We start from the raw sequence: 19,064 nt of genomic DNA, 5'->3' as shown, positions 1-19,064 counted from the left end.
CTGGGACCTACACGTCCTCGGCCATCACCACCGGCGGTCGCCGCTCGCCGACGCGCGTCGCCCGTTCGAAGGCGTGGCCGGCCTTCAGGACCGACCAGTCCCTCCGGTGCGGGCCCACGATCTGCAGCCCGACCGGCAGGCCCTGCGGGGTGAACCCGGCCGGGACGGACAGGGCGGGGCAGCCCGTGACGGAGATCAGGTACGCCGAGCGCATCCAGTCGAGATAGGTCTCCATGGGGGTGCCGTCGACCACCGTCGGGTACGCCAGGCCGATGTCGAAGGGCGCGACCTGGCTGACCGGCAGCAGCAGCAGGTCGTACCGCCCGAAGAACTCGCGGACCCGGTGGAAGAGGGCGCCGTGCAGCGCCTGCGCGCGCCCGAGGTCGGGTCCGCCGAGCCTTCGGCCCTCCTCGATGTTCCAGATCACGTCCGGGGCCAGCCGGTCGCGGTGCTCGTCCAGCAGCAATCCGTAGGAGAGCTCCAGCTGCCAGGCACGCTGGGCGAGGAACACCTCGTCCGCACCGGAGAAATCCGGGCAGGCCTCCTCGACGTCGCAGCCCAGCGCGGCGAACGTCTCGGCCGCCGGGCGCAGCGCGTCCCGTACCTCCGGGTCGACGGGCACCTGCCCGCCGAGATCGGGGGACCAGGCGACCCGCAACCCCTTCAGCCCGCCGTCGAGTTGCCAGGCGAAGGTGGAACCGGGCGTCTGCAGGGAGCGCGGGTCGCGGGGGTCGGGTCCGGCCATCACGGACAGGGTCAGGGCGACGTCCGCCACGGTCCGGGCCATCGGCCCCTTCACCGACAGCTGGCCCCACGGTGCCTTGTCGGGCCAGGACGGCACCCGGCCAGGGGAGGGGCGCAGACCGACGACGTTGTTGAAGGAGGCGGGATTGCGCAGGGAGCCGCCGGTGTCGCTGCCGTCGGCGATGGGCTGCATCCCGCAGGCGAGGGCCGCCCCAGCCCCTCCGCTGCTGCCACCGGCACTGCGGGAGAGGTCGTAGGGGTTGCGAGTGGCCCCGAAGACGGGGTTGACGGTGTGTGAACCCAGGCCCAGTTCGGGGACGTTGGTCTTGCCCAGGGTGATCGCCCCCGCCTTCCGCAGCCGCTCGACGACCAGATGGTCGTGGTCGGGCACCCGGTCTGCGAAGATCGGCGAACCGGACGTCGTCCGGATGCCCGCCGTGTCGTGCAGGTCCTTGTGCGCGACGGGCAGCCCGTGCAACGGGCCCACCGGCTCCCCGGCGGCCATCCGGTCGTCCGCCTCGGCCGCCTGCTCCAGCGCCCGGTCGGCCACCAGCGTCACGATCGCGTTCACCGCCGGATTGACCCGCTCGATCCGCTCCAGGTGGGCGGTCACGACCTCCCGCGCGGACACCTCGCCGCGCGCCAGCGCGACGGAGAGTTCGTACGCCGTCCGGAAGCACAGATCGTCCGTCGGGTCCGCGTCGCCCGTCGGGTTCACGGGGTAGCGCGCGGGGTGGTCGACGAGATGGTTCACGGGGTGGTTCACGCCCCTCCCAGGGAGTTCTTGAGCTGGACGACCGCGAGGACTCCGAAGAGCACGAAGGATCCGCCCAGCAGCACGTTCGAGGTGATGTTGTTGCGAAGCGCGGGCTCCACGCTCCGGCGGTTGAGCAGCACCAGCAGCGCGCCCGCGAGCAGCGGCAGGATCAGCGAGCCGACGGCGGCGTAGGTGAGGACGAGCGGGACCGGCCGGCCCAGGAAGGTGACGGCGACCGCGGTGACGGCGCAGTAGAGAACGAACAGGCGGAACGGGCGGCCGCGCTGTGCGATGTGGGGCTCCGCCTCGGCGTCGGGGATGCCGCGCAGCGCCCGCAGCGAGTCGGCGAGCAGGTAGCACAGGCCGTTGAAACCGCCGACGAGCGCGCTCAGGGTCACCAGGAAGAACGTCCCCAGGAACAGCACCCGCGCCACCGACCCCAGATCGGCGCCGAGTGGATCCGCGAGCGCCGCCAGCCCGTCGCTGCCGGTGATGCTCCCGCCCGTGCCATGGAGCAGGCCCGTCCCCACCACCGTGGTGCACAGCACGAACAGCAGGGTGACGCCGTAACTCACCGCCGAGTCCGCCCGCATGATCCGCAGACGGCTCCGGCCCGCCCAGCCCTTCTCCCGCACCCAGTAGCTGTACGAAGCGATCCCGGCCGTCCCGCCCACCCCGCCGACCAACGCGAGCACCGTCACCACGTCACCCTCCGGCAGCCTGGGGCGCAGCGTGCCGAGGAGACCGGGAAGGTCGTCCGCGGTGGCGAGCGTGGCCACCGCCAGGACGGCCATGCCGAGGAACTTGGCGAGCATGAAGACGCTCATCACCCGCTCGAACACCGTGTACCGCCCGACGTACACGACCGCGGCCGCCGCCAGCGCGATCACCACGCCGACGGGCCTGACCGGCAGCACGGGGAACAGCGTGGACAGCGCCAGGGACGCCACCGAGCTGAGCGCCGCCCCGTACAGCAGGCCGATCACCAGGACGAACAGCATGAACGCCGCCGGGAGCCAGCGGGCGGCCGACTTCAGGCTCGCGATCACGGTCTGTCCGGTGGCCAGGTACAGGCGGCCCACCGCCTCGGTGAGCGCGTACTTGAGGACGACACCGATGACGATGGCCCACATCAGCGCCATCCCGTATCCGGCGGCGCCCGCGAGGGACGTCACCATGTCGCCCGCGCCCACGCTCGCGGCGGCCAGCACCAGCCCGGGACCCAGGAGGGCCCATCGGCCGCGCCGGGTGCCGGAGGACCGGAGGGGCGTCGGCGCGGTGGAGCCGGTGGCGGCGGAACGTGGGGGACTGCCGGGAGTCACGGTCACGTCAACCATCTCCGTACATCGGGGAGTTACGGGAGTCATGGGTTCGTGCGGCTCGTACGGGCCATGGGGGACGGTGGGCAGAGGGCCGAGAGGGACGGGGTCGAGAGGGACGGTGGACGCGCCCGCACGGCGGGGAGACCGTGCGGGACCATGCGATTCCACTTCACGGCAGGCTGGGCCACGGCGACGGAAGGGAACAAGAACCCCTGCGGAGTTGACGGAATCCGCCATAGGCTGGGGCCGATGGACGCACCGCAGACCGGTCCCGTGACGGATTCGCTGGACCGGCGCATCATCAGCGCGCTGCAGATCGACGGCCGGGCCGCCTGGCACCGCATCGCGGCGGCCCTCGGCGAGCCCGAACGGACCGTCGCCCGCCGGGGCACCCGGCTGCTGGAGGCCGGCCTGGTGCGGATCGGGGCGATGGCGATGCGCGGCCGCAGTGTGGTGGTCGGTGTCCGGTGCGCCCCCGGCCGGGCCCGGGTCACCGCCACCGCGCTGGCCCGCCGCCCCGACTGCGTCTTCGCCCACGTCCTCACCGGCACCCCGGACTGCCTCGCGGAACTGCGCTGGCCGCGCGAACGGCTGGCGGGCCTGGTACTGGACGAACTCGCCGGGCTGCCGGGCGTGGTGGAGACCCGTACCCTGCCGGTGTTGCGCCACGTCCGCACGATCCGGGAGTGGCACGCGGGCCTCCTCACCGAGGCCGAGATGGCCGCGCTGAAGTGCGAGGACCCCTCCGACACCGCGTCGCCGCCGGTCACCGATCCCCTGCCGACCGGCGGAGCCTCACCCGAACTCTCCCGCGTCGACCGGCTGTTGCTGCATGCCCTCGGGGAGGACGGGCGCCGCACCTACGACGAACTCGCGCGCATCTCGGGCGTGTCGGAGGCCACCGCGAGACGCCGCCTCGGCGCGTTACGGCGCGAGGGCAAGGTCCGCATCCGCGCCGTGATCGAACCCGCCGTGCTCGGACTGCCGGTCGAGGCCGTCCTCCGGGCCCGCACACTCCCGGCCGAGGTGGACTCCGTGACGACGGCCCTCGCCGATTCCGCCCATGTCCGCTACGCCAGCGTCGTCACCGGCGAACGCCAACTGCTCATCCTCACCGCGTTTCCCGACGAATCCGCCCTCCACGACTTCGTCACCCGCTCCCCCTGGCTCCGCGAGGTGGCGTCGATCGACGTCGCCCTCGTCCTCACCACCCTGAAGCGGGGCGGCCTGCTGGCCCCTTGGCTCCAGGACTGACCCGAGGCCCTGCCGGGCTCCAGGTGCGACACGACGCTCCCGTGCCACGGGACCGACCCGACCCCTCCCGGGTTCCAGGACGGACATGACACTCCCGGGCCGCAGGCGCCCGCCCTCAGACGGCGACGACCCGCACCCCGGCCTCCTCGAAGCGCCGCACGCTCTCCGGCGTCGCGGCCGAGTCCGTGACCAGCGTGTCCACCGACTCGGCCGCGCAGATCCAGGCGAAGGCCCGCCTCCCCAGCTTGCTGGAGTCGGCCGCGACCACGACCCGTCCGGCGCGCTCGCACAGCAGCCGGTTGACGGCGGCCTCCGCCTCGTCGTGGGCGGCGGCGCCGTGGACCACGTCCAGGGCGACCACGCCGAGGACGGCCACGTCCAGGGTGATCCGGTCGAGCACGCCGTCGGCGAGCGGGCCGACGAGTTCGTACGACCGGGCGCGGGCCACCCCGCCCGTCACCACGATCTTGAACTGGGGCCGCACGGCCAGCTCGCTCGCGATGTTGAGCGCGTTCGTGACGACGGTCAGCGCGGGCGCGCCGGACGCCAGATCACCCCGTACGGCCAGCGCCCGCGCGACCTCGGTGGTGGTCGTGCCACCGGTCAGGCCGACCGCCTCGCCGGGGGCGACGAGATCCGCCACGGCCTTCGCGATGCGTTGCTTCTCGGTGGCCCGCCGCGCCGTCCTGTAGCGGAGCGGCAGCTCGTACGAGACGCCGTGCACGACCGCTCCGCCCCGGGTACGGACGAGCATCTGCTGCTCCGCGAGCCGGTCGAAGTCGCGCCGGATCGTCGCGGCGGACACACCCAGCTCGACGGCGATCTCCTCGACGTCCAGCCGCTCCCGCTCGACGAGCAGTTCGAGCAGCGTCTGCCAACGGGTGTCGCGGGACATGGGCCCTCCTCGTGCCGATCCTCTTGCTTGAAGATGCTCGAAAGGTGACTATATCTTGCAGAAAAGAGCATCAGTCCGTGTCTCCTGGGGAGGGTGGCCGCATGACCCACGTCGAGGACGAGCTGAACAGCCAGCCCGAGTGCTGGGCCCGGGTGGCCGCCGAGGCGGTGGAACACGCCGGGGTCCTGCCGGCGCCGGGAGAGCGGGTGGCGCTCGTCGGCTGTGGGACGTCGTACTTCATGGCGCAGGCCGCCGCCGTGCTGCGTGAACGGACCGGTCTGGGGCAGACGGACGCCTTCGCGGCCTCGGAGTTCCCCCTGGGGCGGGCCTACGACCGCGTCGTCGCCCTCACCCGCTCCGGCACCACCACCGAGGTGCTGGAACTGCTGGGCGCGCTGCGGGGCCGCACCCGTACGACGGCGATCACCGCCGATCCGGGCACCCCCGTGATGGCGGCCGCGGACGATGTCATTGTCCTGGGCTTCGCCGACGAGAAGTCCGTCGTGCAGACCCGCTTCGCCACGACCGCCTTCACTCTCCTGCGTGCCAACCTGGGCCGACACACCGAGGCGGCCGTCGCCGACGCGCGCACCGCGCTGGAGGAGCCCCTGCCCGAAGGCCTCGTCGGCAGCAGCCAGTTCACCTTTCTCGGCCGGGGCTGGACCGTGGGCCTCGCCAACGAGGCCGCGCTGAAGTTGCGCGAGGCGGCGCTGGCGTGGAGCGAGGCCTACCCGGCGATGGAGTACCGGCACGGCCCGATCAGCGTCACCACCGAGGGGACGGTGACCTGGATGCTGGGCGAGGCGCCCGAGGGGCTGGCCGAGCAGGTACGGGCGACCGGCGGGGTGTGGGTGGCCGGCGGGCTCGATCCGCTCGCCGAACTGGTCCGCGCCCAGCGCCTCGCCGTCGCCGTCGCCGCCGCCCGCGGACTCGACCCCGACCGACCGCGCCACCTCACGCGTTCGGTGATCCTCGATTCGAACGACCGCTGAACCAGGCTGAACCAGGAGGAGTTGTGCCGCTCACGACGACCCGTGAACTGATCACCGGGGCCGCCGCCGCGCACTGTGCGGTGGCCGCGTTCAACGTCATCACCCTGGAGCACGTCGAGGCGGTCGTCGCGGGCGCCGAGGCCGCCGCCGCGCCGGTCGTCCTCCAGGTCAGCGAGAACGCGGTCAGGTTCCACGACGGGGACCTGCTCCCGCTGGCCCGCGCCGCGTCCGCCGCCGCCGAGCGGGCGGCCGTGCCCGTCGCCCTCCACCTCGACCACGTCCGGAGCGACGACCTGCTGCGCCGGGCAGCCGACGCCGGGTTCAGCTCCGTGATGTACGACGCCTCGCGCCTGCCCTACCTGGACAACCTGGCCGCGACGCACGCCGCCGTGCAGTGGGCGCACGGCCAAGGACTGTGGATCGAGGCAGAGCTGGGCCGGGTGGGCGGGAAGGACGCAGTGCAGGTGGGAGGCGACAACGGCGCACCGCCGCTCGACGCGCACGCCCCCGGCGCCCGCACCGACCCCGACGAGGCGCGGGCCTTCGTGGCCGACTCGGGCGTGGACGCGCTCGCCGTCGCCATCGGCAGCTCGCACGCGATGACCACCCGCACCGCGGCCCTCGACCACGTCCTCCTGAAACGGCTGGCCGGTGCCCTGGACGTCCCTCTCGTCCTGCACGGCTCCTCCGGCGTCCCGGACGACGAACTGCGCACGGCCGTCGCGGGCGGCATCGCGAAGGTCAACATCGGCACCGCGCTCAACATCGCGCTGACCGGCGCGATCCGGGAGTACCTCACCGCCCGCCCCGAGGTGGTGGACCCGCGCAAGTACCTCACGGCGGGCCGGGCGGCGATGGCGGACACGGTGGCCCGCCTCATCGGCGTCCTGCGGACGGAAGAGGCCGCCCCACCCGCGTAGGAGGCCGGTGCGAGCCGGGTGCGCGAGTCTGCGTGGCGGCCGGTGCGAGCCGGGTGCGCGAGTCTGCGTGGCGGCCGGTGCGAGCCGGGTGCGCGAGTCTGCGTGGCGGCCGGTGCGAGCCGGGTGCGCGAGTCTGCGTGGCGGCCGGTGCGAGCCGGGTGCCCGAGTCTGCGTGGCAGCCCGTACGAGCCTGTGCGGCAGTCTGTACGGGTTCGTGCCGCGTGGGAATGTGACCGTCTTGCGAGGTGCGACCTCCGGGGTCGGAGTGTGACGCCCGTCACTGCTATTTTTCCGGTCATGCGGGAGACGGAGATCCACCTCGGTGAGCCGCCGGTCGTCGCCCTCATCGGTGTCGGCGTGCACGGCGTGGCGAGCAGCACGGACGTGTTCCGGCTGCCGGAACTGTGGCAGCTGCACCTCTATCAGTACGAGGCCGAACTGACCGTCGACGGCACGGCCCACCCCATCCGCCCCGGGCGGGTCAGCCTCGTACCGCCCGGCACCACGGTCCGCTACCGCTACCGGGGCCGCTCCGAACACCTCTTCGCCCATCTGCGCATCGCCCCGGCCGGACCCTCCCGCACGGTTCCGGTCGTACAGGACGCCGGACCCGAACTCCCCGGCCTCACCGGGCTGTTGCTCCAGGCCGTGGCCGCCGCCCCGAGCGAGCCCGACCGTACCCGGGCCGAGATCTGGACCACCCTGTGGCGCGTCGCCCATCTGACCCCGCCCGCCACCGCGGGCACCGGTCCGCACCCGGCGGTCACCACCGCCATCGCCCACATCGAGGCTCACCTGGCCGCCCCGCTCACCATCCCGGAGGTGGCCCGCGTGGCCGGTGTCTCCCACAACCACCTGACCCGGCTGTTCCACGCCGAGACGGGCGGCACGGTCGTTGCCTACGTCCGCCGCCGCAGACTCGAACGCGCCCACCATCTGCTCCGGGCCACGACCCTGTCCATCCCAGCCGTGGCCGCCTCCGTCGGCATCCCCGACCTCCAGGCCTTCAACAAGGCCTGCCGCCGGGAGCTGGGCGCCTCGCCGCGCGCCCTGAGAGGGGCCACGTTCCCGGCAGGAGCCGCTAACCCCGCCTGACCGCCTTCAGCACCACGAACTTGGCGTCACTCGCGACGACTTCACTGTTGCCGAAGATCCGTCGCAGCGTCACGTGATAGGCCAGATGGCGGTTGCCGACCACCCACAGTTCACCGCCCGGCCGCAGCGCCCGCCGCGCCCCGGTGAACATCCGCCGGGCCGTGGCGTCGGTCGTCGCCTGGTGGGAGTGGAACGGCGGGTTGTTGAGGACGAGATCGACACTCCCCGGCGGGAACGTCTCCAGCCCGTCGCCGACCAGGAACTCGGCTCTGCCGTCGGAGTCCGGCCGGTTCGCCCGGTACGTCGCCTCCGCCGAGGCCACCGCCTGGTAGGACTCGTCGACGAACACCACCTCGGCGTCCGGATCGGCCAGTGCGACCGCCGTACCGACCACACCGTTGCCGCATCCCAGATCGACGACGCGTCCGCCACCAGGGTTCTTCGGCAGATGCCGCAGGAAGAAGCGGGTGCCGATGTCCAGTCGGTCGGCGCAGAACACGCCCGCGTGGTTGATGACGGTCCGCCCCGCCAACAGGCCGATGTCGCCAGGCAGTTGATAGCTGTAAGGCCATGGATCCCTGCCCCGCGCCGCAAGGATCCTCGTATCCGGGGTGCAGAGGATCAGCCGCGCCTTCTGCTGGGCGAACGAGGTGCGGGTGGGGCCGAGGATCCGCTCGAAGAGCTTGAGCGTGGAGGTGTGGATCTCCTTGACCATCCCGGTGCCGATCACGACCGTGCCCTCGTGCACGGCGGGCGCGAGCCGGTGCAGCTGGTCCTCCAGGAGCGCGAGGCTCTTGGGGACCCGGACGAGCAGCACGTCGACGCGGTCCGGGGGCGTGTCCCGGGTGGTGAGCAGCCGTACCGTGTCGGCCGCGACGCCAATCCGCTCCAGGTTCGCCCGCGTCGCCTCCCGGCTCAGGAGCGAGTCGGTGATCTGCGTCGGCCCGTACGCGGCCAGCGCGGTGGTCAGCGCACCCCAGCGGTCCCCGACGACCACGACCGTGCCGTCCAACGGCGTCCCGCTCTCCGCGAGGTGGCGCAGCAGATACGCGTCGGACGCGTCCCAGGCGCGCAGCTGGTCACGGGGGTTCTCGGGGAAGCGGGCCAGGGTGTACTCGCCCCAGGGCGCGGTCATACGGTCGCTCATCGTGTGCCCAGGCTAACCGAGCCACGGCTCAGGCCTCTTCCCCGAGTGGCCGTGCGGGATGATGGCCCCCATGGACGCCGAGCTGTTCCCCCGCGGCCGCACGGAGATCGCGCCCGGCGCGGTCCACGTCCCGGACTGGCTGGACGCGGAACAGCAGGGGCGGCTCCTGGACGCCTGCCGCGACTGGGCCAGACCGCCAGCCGGGCTCCGTACGGTCCGCACCCCGGGCGGCGGCACGATGACCGCCCGGCAGGTCTGCCTCGGTCGGCACTGGGCTCCCGTACAAAGGTGCCCGAACTGCGGGCGGGCCGTCCGGGACAATCCCGGATGCCCCGGACGGCACCGGTACCCGTACGCCTACGCCCGCACGGTCGTCGACGGCGACGGGACGCCCGTGAAACCGTTCCCCGGTTGGTTGGGCGAGCTGGGCCGGCGCGCGGTCGCGGACGCGCTGGGCGCGGCGGAGGCGACGGCCCCGTACGACATCGCCCTGATCAACTTCTACGACGCCGACGCCCGCATGGGCATGCACCGGGACAGCGACGAGGATTCGGACGCGCCGGTGGTGTCGCTGAGCCTCGGCGACACCTGCGTCTTCCGCTTCGGTAACACGGAGACACGGACACGGCCGTACACGGACGTGGAGCTGCGCAGCGGTGATCTCTTCGTGTTCGGCGGGGCGTCACGGCAGGCGTACCACGGAGTGCCCCGGGTGTACGGGGGGACCGCGCCGACCGGACTGGGGCTGACCGGTCGGCTGAACGTCACCCTGCGGGTCAGCGGCCTCGGCGACGGCTGAGGCTCGCCGGGCGGGGGTTCGATGCCGAGCGGATCATGGGAGACTCCCCCTCATGGACGGGAAGGCGGCCCCCAAGGCGGCGGGCGAAGGGGCGACGACACGGACTCGGCTGGACCGGGGCAGGGGTGCGCTCGGTCCGGCGCTGGAGCTGGTGCACACCGGACGGGCGCCGACGAGGGCCGTGCTCACCGCCGAGCTGGGCGTCACCCGGGCCACGGCGGGTGCCGTCGCCGCCGAGCTGGAGGCGCTGGGGCTGATCCGGGTCGACGCGCATCCGGGCGCCGCCGCCGGTTCGCAGGGCCGGCCCTCCCACCGCCTCGAAGTCGCCGAGGGGGGACCCGTAGCGCTTGCCGCCCAGGTGCACGCCGACGGCTGGCGGGCAGCGCTGGTCGGCCTCGGCGGGCGGATCGTCGCCACCGCGCCCGCCTGCGAGATCGTGGACGCCGACCCGGCCAAGGTGCTCGGCTCGGTCGTCGACGCGGCCGCCGCACTCCTGCGCGAGACCGGCCGGCGGTGTGTGGGCGCGGGGCTCGCCGTGCCGTCCGCGGTCGCCGAACCGGCGGGGCTGGCGCTGAACCCGCTGCACCTGGCCTGGCCCGCCGGGGCGCCCGTCCGGGAGATCTTCGCCGAACGGGTGCGCGCGGCCGGGATCGAGGGGCCCGCGTTCGCGGCGAACGACGTCAACCTCGCCGCTCTCGCCGAACACCGGCACGGCGCCGGGCGGGGCTCCCGTGATCTGCTGTGCGTGGCGACCGGACACCGGGGCGTCGGCGGTGCGCTGGTCCTCGACGGCCGTCTGCACACGGGCAGTTCGGGCCTCGCCCTCGAAGTCGGCCACCTCACCGTCAACCCCGAGGGCCGCCCCTGTCACTGCGGCAGCCGAGGCTGCCTCGACGTCGAGGCCGACCCGCGGGCCTTTCTCACCGCCGTCGGCCGCGACCCGGGTCCCGAGGGCTCACTCCTCCAGCAGGCCAACGAGCTCATCCGCACCCAGTACGCCGACCCGGGCGTCCGCACGGCCGCCGAGGCCATCATCGACCGCCTCGGCCTCGGGCTCGCGGGCCTGGTCAACATCCTCAACCCCGACCGCATCATCCTCGGCGGCATGCACCGCGCCCTCCTCGACGCCGACCCCGACCGGCTGCGCGCCGTCGTCGCGGACCGCAGCCTGTGGGGGAGGCAGAGCGGGGTCCCCCCGATCCTGGCCTGCACGCTGGACCACAACAGCCTGGTCGGGGCGGCCGAGCTGGCGTGGCAGCCGGTACTCGACGACCCGCTGGGCGCGCTGGTCTGACCGCCTTCACCAGGGCCGTGGACCTCGCAGCATGATCGTGCGGGACACCATGAACGTCACCGGAATCGCCGCCCCCGACGCGAGCAGGGGGCGAACCGGTTGCCCGCGTGCAGGACATCCACGAGCACATACACACCAGCCGTCGTGATCAGGAAATTGGGCTCTGTCGGGGATCTTGTGACGGTGCCGATCACGGGCTGTGCAGGATGCGTCTGCGGAGCAGGTCGAGTTTGGCCCGGCCGAAACCCATGCGCTTGAGGAACTTGACTCTGCAGACATGCCCTTCGACCTGGCCGGAGCTCCATGGGCTGCTGAGGCCGGTGGTGACGGCGTCGAAGTCACGGCGCAGGCCGTTGACCAGGGAGTGCAAGGCGGGGAGTTCGTCTCGCGTGACCCGGTCCATCCAGTCGGGGAGTTGATCGCCGCGGAGGTCGCGCATCATGTCGGCGAAGTCGCGGACGTGGCGTGCAGCAGCGTCGAGGTGCGGGCAAGCAGCCCTGATCTCCTTGAGCTCTGCCGTATCACGGTCCGTGAGGCGTCCGGGGTTGGTCATGATCCAGCGCACAACTCGGCGGGGCTTGGGCGCCGGCCGCGGTTCCGGCCGCGGCGCTGGAGGGTGCTCTGGCCTGGGACTACGGGGTTTCTTGAAGGGGCGGAAATAGCGGCGCACGCCCTGGACGTCGCCGGTGAAGGCCTGCTCGCGCAGTTCGCGGTGGAGCTGGGGAATGTCGTGGCAGCCCTGGTTCCACCGCTGGTGCAGGTAGGGCTTGTGCGGGTCCAGGATCGAGGTTCGGTTGACGGCCTTGACCAGGAGCTCGTCCAGGCTCTGGGCACGGGCGAAGCGCCGCACCGTCGAGTGGTCCAGCCGTAACTCGCGGCGGATCGCGGCCAGCGACATCCCTGCAGCCAGCCGTTCTTGCACCGCTTCGAATCGCTCCGTCGTGCGCGCGACCAGCCGCCGCGGCTGCCCCAGGACATCGAGCGTGCCGTCGGGCGGGTCGAACGGCTCGGATTCAACCGGCGGCACCAAGGTGGCCAGGGGCTTTGAGGCCGGATCATCGGCGACCGGGGGCGTGGCGAACACCGCCCGGATGCACGGATGGTGAGTGCCGACCGTCTTATCGACGGCCTCGGCGAGGTTGCGCCACAAGTGCCAGACGTCCGCGACCTGCTGGGCCTGGGGAGCGCCGGAACGCGCGCCCTCGGCGTAGGCGCCGGCCCTGTCGCGGCAGATGATCTGCACCTCGGGATGGCCGCGTAGCCAGTCGGCCAGCGGATCGGCGTCCCGGCCGGGCAGGACATCGAGCGGGCGGCGGGACTCCAAGTCGATCTCGTCGGGCGCAATTCCGCTGTCTCCGAAGCCATCAACGGCCCTGTGGGTCCTGCCAGTACGCCGGGCATCCGGCTTCCGGGGCCTTGGGCAGTGCGCGCTCGATCTGATCGCGGTACCTGTCCAACTGGGCGCCCTCGAACGTATCGGCCGGCAGGTCGTGGCGTTCGGGCACCACGATCAGAGCATGCGTGCCCGCCTTCCAGCTCGGGTGGACGCCTGCCTCCGTGGGGTCGACGAGGTCGAGATCAACTCGCTTGGTGCCCTGTGCAGGTTTGATCCAGTCGTCCACATCGAAGGTGACGATGACCCTGCCGGGTTCCTCGCTGTCGCGTACCGCCGCTACGTCGCCCTCGGCGATCACTCGGGCGCAGGCGATCCATTCCTCGAGCGTCTGCCCCTTTCCGCTCTGGTTGCCACCGGAGGGTCCAGTCGGCTTGTCGTCGCCGAGCGCCAGCACCAGGACGCCGGCACAGAGCGCCGCCGCAGTGACCAGTCCCCCGGTGACCGTCCCCCAGTGCCGCCACCAAGGGGTGGTACGGGCGCGTGGCTCCGGGACCACCTCATCCCGGCCCGCCTCCTCACCGATCATGGCGAGGGCGCGCCGCAGCTTCTCCTCTTCGGTCTTGGTCACATGCGTCACCTCAGATCACCTCCATCTCATTGAGCCGCGTTCGCATGGCGGAGATGGCCGCGTGCAGCCGGCTCTTGACCGTGCCCTCCGGGATGTCCAGCTGCAGCGCGATGTCCCGGACAGTCAGGTCGGCGCAATAGCGCAGGGCAAGCACCTGTCGCTGCGCCGTGGGCAGAGCCTCCAGGCCCTCCGACACGGTCAGGGCGAGCACCCGGTCCTCCTCGGGGTGATCCGTCGGGGGACGCCGCGACCACCGCTCGGCCGGCCGTTCGCGGAGACCCGCGTCCCGCTTCCGGGCCCGGTGCCAGTCCGCGGCAACCCGGGAGGCGACCACGGCAACCCATGCCGACGGATTACGGATCTTGGCGGCGGCGGGGTTGGCCTGCTCTTCGAGCGGCTTCAGCCTGACCTGCTGCATCCCGTCGTCCAGTGCGTCCAGAGGCACCCCGCCCAAGGCGAGCACCGCCCGTATCCTGCCAGTGTCCACCGCCACGTCGGCCAGCGAGTGCATGCTGTCGGCTCGCTTCGCTCCGCGCCTTCCTGTCATTTGCAGCCCTTCTTCGTTTCATCTATGACGGAGGCAGCCCTGGGAAACGTTCACGGTGGCATGGACCCGTTTGCGGTGGCATGGGCCTGTTCGCGGCGTGCCCTGGGTCGAGCGCGGCCTTGTGGCATGAGGTGTGCTCATAAAGCTGCATTCTGTCGACAGGTAGGCGAATGTGCGTTCATATTATGTGGCTGCTGGAGGAGCCGGACATAACTCTCGAAGTGTTTAGCACATGCGGACGCTCGCGCATCCGGTGGTCGGGCTTCGACCTTCAGTAAGGGCCAACCCATGAGACGCGTAAGGGGAGACTGCGCAGCAAACCGGATCGAAACCCTCCTGGCGCCGGGCCAGGAACGTGCTCACGATCGCGGTGGCCGGGGTGCTGCTCGGCGCCGGCGTCGCGTGGGCCGCTGTCACCGACAACCTCGTCCCGACAGGCAACCACAACCCGAGTTGCAGTGAGCCCGGCATCTTCAGCAGCGTAACCGTCTGCCAGACGAACAACGGATCCGTGTACTACAACATGGACAGCAGCGGCGAGTACGAACTCGAAGCGGGCGACAAGGACATCGTCAGAGACATGCTGGCTTCCCAGTACTCGTCGACCGACCTCGCCATTTACTACGACTCAAATCCGACGTTCTCCGGGGATGCGGAGACGGACATCATCTACCAGGAAGGCAGCACCGATATCCCGGATGACGCTGATGGGTTTACCTGGTGCAACGACGACAGCCCCGCAGCTGAGTACGAATGCGACCAGCAGTACATCCGCATCAGGGGAGCCGGCTCCTACACTCCCGGCCTCAGTTGCCATGAGACCGGGCACGCAGTCGGCCTCCTGCACGGAGACGACGCTTCGCCCCAGTTGTTGAAGACCAACAGTGCCCTCGGCTGCATGCAGACGCCCGTCGACTACTGCGAACCGCTTGGTGACAACCAAGCGGACAACATCAACGCCCACTACATCAAGCCCAACTGACAGAGCCGAGAGGACAATCACGTGAAACACGCCATGCGCATTGCTGCTCTCGGTGCAGTCGCCGCAGCAACCATCACGACTTCCGCCGCCTTCATCGCGCAGAACTCGGCGACGGAGGAACCGATAACGCTGGCCCACGGCAGCGACCATTTGCCCAACCAGACGGCGTCGGACTGGGTTACCTACGCCGATCACGTAGTGGCAGTCACCGTTGCCTCGGAGAAGGAGAACGCCCCCGGCCGGGCGGCGGCCGAGCGCGGCGAGGGACTGATCCCACGGTATGTGACGCTCACAGTCGACAAGGTCCTGTGGTCCAGCGCCGACAGCGACAAACCGGCACCGCAGTCGTTCTCGTACTCGGCCTTCGGCTGGCACTTCACCGGCGCGGACATGTCAAACAAGGTGAAGATGGCCGGGCACGACGCCCCCCGCCTTGAGGTGGGCCACAGCTACATCATGTCCATCGTGTGGGAGGAGGCTCGCTGCAGCCCCGGCGACCCACCGATTCCCGCAAAGTGGCGCGGCCTCGGCATCGACTCCAACATTCCCTTCGACAACAAGGTGATCAGGGAAGACGAGCTGGAAGGCAGGTCGCGCTCCGCTTCGGAGGCTCGCAAGGAAGCCGACCCCGGCAGCCCCAACTTCAGCCTGGAAGACAAGACGGCCGGTCAGAGTAGCGAAGCCCGGATTGCGGAGCTGAAGGCCGCGAAACCGGGCGAGAAGAAGCAGTTCGGCCCCCCGCCGTCGGCCACGGCCTGCAGCTGAGCAACGGCTTGCTGCCTGCAAGGGGGTCCCGCACCGCGTCGCCATGTGTGGTTGCGGGCCCCCTTGAGTGGGGTGGGATGAGAATGAGCGCTTCAGCGAGACGGTGGTCGGCTCTGGTCGCCGCGTTGGCATGGGCCTGCGCTGCCTGCGCTGATGCAGGTGGAGGCGCAGCTCGCATTGATCAGTCGGAGCTTGCGGGCGAGTGGAGCAGCCCGGGTGGCGCCCTTCTTCGCTTGCGGGCGGACCACGGCATGACAGGGCAAAGCCTGAACGGTGCGATGTTGGGAGGCATATCATGCCCGGACGCTGCAACCGGACACTGGAGCTTCTTCAGCGCACCCGACAAGGCGGGTTCCTCCTTCGCTGACGACGCGCTCACCAGCGGCGACATGGTAGGGGAACTTCTCCGTGCGCGTGGCCGTCCGCATCAGCGAATGAAGTCCATCGTCGTGCCGCACGCCGCGTGCCCCTCCATGTGCTCCATATTGGTCGCCTTCACCAGGAAGTGCGGGCGCCCCTTGACCTCGTAGTGGATCCGGCCGGTGTACTCCCCGATCACCCCGAGCATGATCACATGATCATCTGTACGCCGGTGAGGGCGGTGACGGCCATGACGATGGTGACATGGCCCGGTGCCTCCACGCCGTTGACGAGCGCGGCGCCCACGATCCACCTTGTGTTCGCGCACGGCGTTCTCGTACTCGAAGGCCGTGCCGGGGAAGCCGACGAAGGAGAAGAGGCACCAGTCCCGCTGCCCACCATCGGCCGGGGCGCAGGGCGAGCGGCAGCCAAGCCGTCGCGGCGGCGGCCGACGCCACCTTCAGCACGGTGACCACGTACACCGCGAGGTCGATCTCGTCCCTGGAACACCGCCACGAGCAGAGCGAACGGGCTGCTGACGTACGTACCGGGGTCGGGCAGGAAGGTGGCGCCGAACCCGGACTGCCGGTTGACGAGCAGTCCGCCGTGGGCCCTGCCGTGCGGCAGGGCCCACAGGTGCGCGTGGAACGGCACAGTGAATGCAGTGACTCCGAGACTCTGAATACGGTGGGAGACGGGAGGTGGGCAATTGCTTCGCGGGTACGGGAGTTGCCTCCAAAAGTGATCAGGAGGTGAACTCCGCCGTGAGGCTCCACAACGCCGCCACCTGCGGCCGCCGCAGATCCGCCCGTCGCACACACAGCCCGATCGGGAACGGTTCGGGCGGTGTGTCGGTGGGGATGGTCGTGAGCCGGTCGCGTACGGCGCTGTGGTCGAGCACCAGCCGGGGGACCACACCGGTGCCGCAGCCCAGTGCGACGAGGGTCAACAGCGCCTCGTGGCCCTCCGGTTCGGCCGCCAGGTCGGGGGCGGTGCCGCGGGAGCGGAACCAGCGGTCGGCGGCGTCACGGACCAGACCGCGGTGGGGGAGGACGAAGGGGCCGCCGATGCCGGGGTCCGGGCGGTCGCGCGCGGTGACGAACACCAGGTCCGTCGTCGCCACGGTCCGGCTCACCAGCGGCTCCGGCAGCCGTGCCGGGATGCCCGCGACCGCCACGTCCACCTCGCCCTCGTCCAGCCGGGCCAGCGCTGGCGCCGCGTCCCCCGTACGCAGATCGAGGCGGACCTGCGGATGGGCCGTACGGAACGGCGTCAACAGGTCCGGCAGCAGTGCCTGACACGCGGTCACCGTCGCGAACACGGCCAGCCGCCCGGTCAGTTCGGCCGGGTCCGGATGCTCCTCGCGGTACGCGCGCCACAACTCCAGGGCCCGCACGGCGTATTCACGGAAGCGATGCCCCTCGGCCGTCAGTGAGACGCCCCTCGGACCCCGGTCGAAGAGCCGGTGCCCGAGGCCGGACTCCAACCGCTGCACGGTACGGGTCAGCGTCGCCGGGCTGACATGGCAGTCCATGCTGCTCCGGCCGAAGTTCAGTGTCCGGGCCAGATGAAGGAACAGCCGCAGCTCGCGATGATCGTCCCGCATACCCGCCCACCTGGCTCTTCCGTCTTCTGCAACGCCCCGCTGCAAAGGTTGCGCTTGCCGCAACACTCGCCCGGACCCTACAACTCAACCATGACCACCTCCACCGTCTTCGTTCTCGAAACCATGGACGTGCCCGGCGGCACCGAGACCGTCCTGCGCGGCGGCCGCCACCTCTTCCCGCTGCTGCCGCAGGCCCTCGCCGGGGTGCGCCGCGTCGGAGTCATCGGCTGGGGCCCGCAGGGCCGGGCCCAGGCCCGCAACCTGCGCGACTCCCTCTCCGGCACCGACATCACCGTCGCCGTCGGACTGCGCCCGGGCTCGGCCTCGGCCGCCGACGCCCGCGCCCACGGCTTCACCGAGACGGACGGAACTCTTGGCGACTGGCTCGCCGTCACCGCCGAGAGCGACCTCGTCATCCTGCTGATCGCGGACGCGGCCCTCGCCGCCCACCACCGGGAGATCTTCACCGCCCTGAAGCCCGGCGCCACCATCGGCCTCTCCCACGGCTTCCTCCTCGGCCATCTCCGCGAGACCGGCGGCGACTTCCCGCCCGGACACGGCGTCATCGCGGTCTGCCCGAAGGGCATGGGCGACTCGGTGCGCCGTCTGTACGAGCAGGGCGCCGAGACCAACGGCGCCGGGATCAACAGCAGTTACGCCGTCCACGCCGACCCCGACGGCAAGGCGACTGACCGTGCCCTCGCCTGGTCGGTGGCCCTGGGCTCCCCGTACACCTTCCGGACCACCCTGGAGAGCGAGTACCTCTCCGACATCGTCGGCGAGCGCGCCATCCTGCTCGGCGCCGTCCACGGCATCGTCGAGAGCCTGTACACCCGCCACCGGCTCGCCGGGGACGACGAGCTGACCGCGTACGAGCGCTCCTGCGAGAACATCACCGGCCCGATCGCCCGCACCATCTCCCACGGCGGGCTCCGCGCGGTGCGCGAGGGCCTCGACACGGCCGGCCGGGACGTCTTCGACCGCGCCTACACGGCCACGTACGGGCCCGCCCGTGAGATCGTCGCGGAGATCTACGACGAGGTCGCCGACGGCACCGAACTGCGCAGCGTCGTCCTGGCCGAACGCCGCCTCGGTACCCGCCCGATGAGCGGGATCGGCGGCTCACCGATGTGGTCCGTGAGCGACCGGGCACACGCCCGCCGGGGCGAACGCGACCTGCCCGTGGAGCCGTTCACCGCCGGTGTCTTCGTCGCCACCATGACCGCGCAGATCGACGAGTTCGCCGAGCGCGGCCACCCCTGGTCGGAGATCGTCAACGAGTCCGTCATCGAGGCCGTCGACTCCCTCCTGCCCTACATGCACGCCCGCGACGTCGCGTACATGGTCGACAACTGCTCCCGCACGGCCCGCCTCGGTGCCCGCCGCTGGGGCCCCCGCTTCCAGACCGCCTACGAACAGATCGCCTACCCGGCAGCCCATCACCCCGCAGACCGAGCCCTGGTGGCGTCCTTCGACGGACATCCCGTCCACGAGGCCCTGGCCGCGGCGGCGAAGCTCCGGCCGTCGGTGAACATCTCCGTAGCCTGATGCCTGATGCCTGATGCCTGATGCCTGATGCCTGATGCCTGATGCCTGATGCCTGATGCCTGATGCCTGATGC

The 19,064-nt window shown here is 71.2% G+C and carries 17 protein-coding genes and 3 pseudogenes; 9 read left to right on the top strand and 11 right to left on the bottom strand.

What is annotated here, in order from left to right:
• Positions 1–7: 7 nt before the first annotated feature.
• Positions 8–1,510, bottom strand: coding sequence for an amidase (locus OG858_RS04405; protein ID WP_086754038.1), 1,503 nt, complete (start codon positions 1,508–1,510; stop codon positions 8–10).
• Positions 1,507–2,838 (bottom strand): Nramp family divalent metal transporter, encoded by a 1,332-nt coding sequence (locus OG858_RS04400; RefSeq protein ID WP_319065196.1) that lies wholly within the window; start codon positions 2,836–2,838, stop codon positions 1,507–1,509. Before OG858_RS04400 ends, OG858_RS04405 begins: the two co-directional genes overlap by 4 nt.
• Before the next feature lie 234 nt (positions 2,839–3,072).
• Between OG858_RS04400 and OG858_RS04395 the strand changes: the two genes are divergently transcribed.
• Positions 3,073–4,077 (top strand): Lrp/AsnC family transcriptional regulator, encoded by a 1,005-nt coding sequence (locus OG858_RS04395; RefSeq protein ID WP_086753411.1) that lies wholly within the window; start codon positions 3,073–3,075, stop codon positions 4,075–4,077.
• 115 nt (positions 4,078–4,192) lie between these two features.
• Here the strand turns inward: OG858_RS04395 and OG858_RS04390 are convergent, their stop codons facing one another.
• Positions 4,193–4,972: a DeoR/GlpR family DNA-binding transcription regulator gene (locus tag OG858_RS04390; RefSeq protein ID WP_037690693.1), complete on the bottom strand. Its 780-nt coding sequence runs from the start codon at positions 4,970–4,972 to the stop codon at positions 4,193–4,195.
• A 101-nt stretch (positions 4,973–5,073) separates the two neighbouring features.
• Here OG858_RS04390 and OG858_RS04385 point away from each other — a divergent pair, with 101 nt between their 5' ends.
• The 3 genes from OG858_RS04385 to OG858_RS04375 all read left to right on the top strand — a co-directional run bounded on the left by OG858_RS04385 (position 5,074) and on the right by OG858_RS04375 (position 7,979).
• Complete coding sequence (locus OG858_RS04385) at positions 5,074–5,964, top strand: SIS domain-containing protein (RefSeq protein WP_086753413.1); 891 nt, start codon at positions 5,074–5,076, stop codon at positions 5,962–5,964.
• A 23-nt stretch (positions 5,965–5,987) separates the two neighbouring features.
• Positions 5,988–6,884 carry a class II fructose-bisphosphate aldolase gene (locus OG858_RS04380; RefSeq protein WP_319065198.1) on the top strand — a complete coding sequence of 299 codons (897 nt, stop codon included), beginning with the start codon at positions 5,988–5,990 and terminating at the stop codon, positions 6,882–6,884.
• A gap of 297 nt (positions 6,885–7,181) precedes the next feature.
• On the top strand, positions 7,182–7,979 hold the full coding sequence (locus OG858_RS04375; RefSeq protein WP_086752174.1) for an AraC family transcriptional regulator: 798 nt from the start codon (positions 7,182–7,184) through the stop codon (positions 7,977–7,979).
• On the opposite strand, the gene OG858_RS04370 is transcribed toward OG858_RS04375, so the two are convergent.
• Entirely contained in the window at positions 7,966–9,126 is a 1,161-nt protein-coding gene (locus OG858_RS04370; RefSeq protein WP_319065200.1) for a methyltransferase, read from the bottom strand. The genes OG858_RS04375 and OG858_RS04370 overlap by 14 nt on opposite strands.
• 70 nt (positions 9,127–9,196) lie before the next feature.
• On the opposite strand from OG858_RS04370, the gene OG858_RS04365 reads away from it, so the two are divergent.
• Complete coding sequence (locus OG858_RS04365) at positions 9,197–9,925, top strand: alpha-ketoglutarate-dependent dioxygenase AlkB family protein (RefSeq protein ID WP_086752178.1); 729 nt, start codon at positions 9,197–9,199, stop codon at positions 9,923–9,925.
• Positions 9,926–9,977: 52 nt separating this feature from the next.
• Positions 9,978–11,219: an ROK family protein gene (locus tag OG858_RS04360; RefSeq protein WP_319065202.1), complete on the top strand. Its 1,242-nt coding sequence runs from the start codon at positions 9,978–9,980 to the stop codon at positions 11,217–11,219.
• A 6-nt stretch (positions 11,220–11,225) separates the two neighbouring features.
• Here the strand turns inward: OG858_RS04360 and OG858_RS04355 are convergent.
• From OG858_RS04355 to OG858_RS04340, 4 genes and pseudogenes are all read right to left on the bottom strand, one after another.
• A pseudogene (locus OG858_RS04355) lies at positions 11,226–11,377 on the bottom strand (GtrA family protein); the annotation flags it as partial.
• 32 nt (positions 11,378–11,409) lie between these two features.
• Positions 11,410–12,543 carry a transposase gene (locus OG858_RS04350; protein WP_319261930.1) on the bottom strand — a complete coding sequence of 378 codons (1,134 nt, stop codon included), beginning with the start codon at positions 12,541–12,543 and terminating at the stop codon, positions 11,410–11,412.
• Between the two features lie 40 nt (positions 12,544–12,583).
• A complete protein-coding gene (locus OG858_RS04345) occupies positions 12,584–13,183 on the bottom strand; it encodes a hypothetical protein (protein ID WP_327743112.1) in 600 nt (199 codons plus the stop codon).
• Positions 13,184–13,193: 10 nt separating this feature from the next.
• Positions 13,194–13,730: an RNA polymerase sigma factor gene (locus OG858_RS04340; RefSeq protein ID WP_408059376.1), complete on the bottom strand. Its 537-nt coding sequence runs from the start codon at positions 13,728–13,730 to the stop codon at positions 13,194–13,196.
• 355 nt (positions 13,731–14,085) lie between these two features.
• Here OG858_RS04340 and OG858_RS04335 point away from each other — a divergent pair, with 355 nt between their 5' ends.
• Positions 14,086–14,712, top strand: a complete 627-nt coding sequence (locus OG858_RS04335; RefSeq protein WP_179201116.1) for a hypothetical protein — start codon at positions 14,086–14,088, stop codon at positions 14,710–14,712.
• Between the two features lie 21 nt (positions 14,713–14,733).
• Positions 14,734–15,477, top strand: coding sequence for a hypothetical protein (locus OG858_RS04330; protein ID WP_328545126.1), 744 nt, complete (start codon positions 14,734–14,736; stop codon positions 15,475–15,477).
• Between the two features lie 427 nt (positions 15,478–15,904).
• On the opposite strand, the pseudogene OG858_RS04325 reads toward OG858_RS04330, so the two are convergent.
• The 3 genes and pseudogenes from OG858_RS04325 to ilvY all read right to left on the bottom strand — a co-directional run.
• Positions 15,905–16,216 (bottom strand): annotated as a pseudogene (locus OG858_RS04325) (glycosyltransferase); the annotation flags it as partial.
• A 1-nt stretch (position 16,217) separates the two neighbouring features.
• Positions 16,218–16,491: pseudogene (locus OG858_RS04320) on the bottom strand (YfhO family protein); the annotation flags it as partial.
• 91 nt (positions 16,492–16,582) lie between these two features.
• Entirely contained in the window at positions 16,583–17,443 is an 861-nt protein-coding gene (gene ilvY / locus OG858_RS04315; RefSeq protein WP_319261923.1) for an HTH-type transcriptional activator IlvY, read from the bottom strand.
• A 90-nt stretch (positions 17,444–17,533) separates the two neighbouring features.
• Here ilvY and OG858_RS04310 point away from each other — a divergent pair, with 90 nt between their 5' ends.
• Positions 17,534–18,991, top strand: coding sequence for a ketol-acid reductoisomerase (locus tag OG858_RS04310; protein WP_086751908.1), 1,458 nt, complete (start codon positions 17,534–17,536; stop codon positions 18,989–18,991).
• The last annotated feature ends 73 nt before the right edge of the window (positions 18,992–19,064 follow it).

Source organism: Streptomyces europaeiscabiei, from assembly GCF_036346855.1.
GTDB lineage: Bacteria > Actinomycetota > Actinomycetes > Streptomycetales > Streptomycetaceae > Streptomyces > Streptomyces europaeiscabiei.
This window is presented reverse-complemented; position numbering and strand designations above follow the sequence as displayed.

Bases quoted from the DNA above. Each gene is read 5' to 3' on its own strand.
- OG858_RS04370 (WP_319065200.1), bottom strand. From the start codon at position 9,126: ATGAGCGACCGTATGACCGCGCCCTGGGGCGAGTACACCCTGGCCCGC.
- OG858_RS04395 (WP_086753411.1), top strand. From the start codon at position 3,073: ATGGACGCACCGCAGACCGGTCCCGTGACGGATTCGCTGGACCGGCGC.
- ilvY (WP_319261923.1), bottom strand. From the start codon at position 17,443: ATGCGGGACGATCATCGCGAGCTGCGGCTGTTCCTTCATCTGGCCCGG.
- OG858_RS04360 (WP_319065202.1), top strand. From the start codon at position 9,978: ATGGACGGGAAGGCGGCCCCCAAGGCGGCGGGCGAAGGGGCGACGACA.
- OG858_RS04400 (WP_319065196.1), bottom strand. From the start codon at position 2,838: ATGGTTGACGTGACCGTGACTCCCGGCAGTCCCCCACGTTCCGCCGCC.
- OG858_RS04310 (WP_086751908.1), top strand. From the start codon at position 17,534: ATGACCACCTCCACCGTCTTCGTTCTCGAAACCATGGACGTGCCCGGC.
- OG858_RS04365 (WP_086752178.1), top strand. From the start codon at position 9,197: ATGGACGCCGAGCTGTTCCCCCGCGGCCGCACGGAGATCGCGCCCGGC.
- OG858_RS04385 (WP_086753413.1), top strand. From the start codon at position 5,074: ATGACCCACGTCGAGGACGAGCTGAACAGCCAGCCCGAGTGCTGGGCC.
- OG858_RS04340 (WP_408059376.1), bottom strand. From the start codon at position 13,730: ATGACAGGAAGGCGCGGAGCGAAGCGAGCCGACAGCATGCACTCGCTG.
- OG858_RS04375 (WP_086752174.1), top strand. From the start codon at position 7,182: ATGCGGGAGACGGAGATCCACCTCGGTGAGCCGCCGGTCGTCGCCCTC.
- OG858_RS04390 (WP_037690693.1), bottom strand. From the start codon at position 4,972: ATGTCCCGCGACACCCGTTGGCAGACGCTGCTCGAACTGCTCGTCGAG.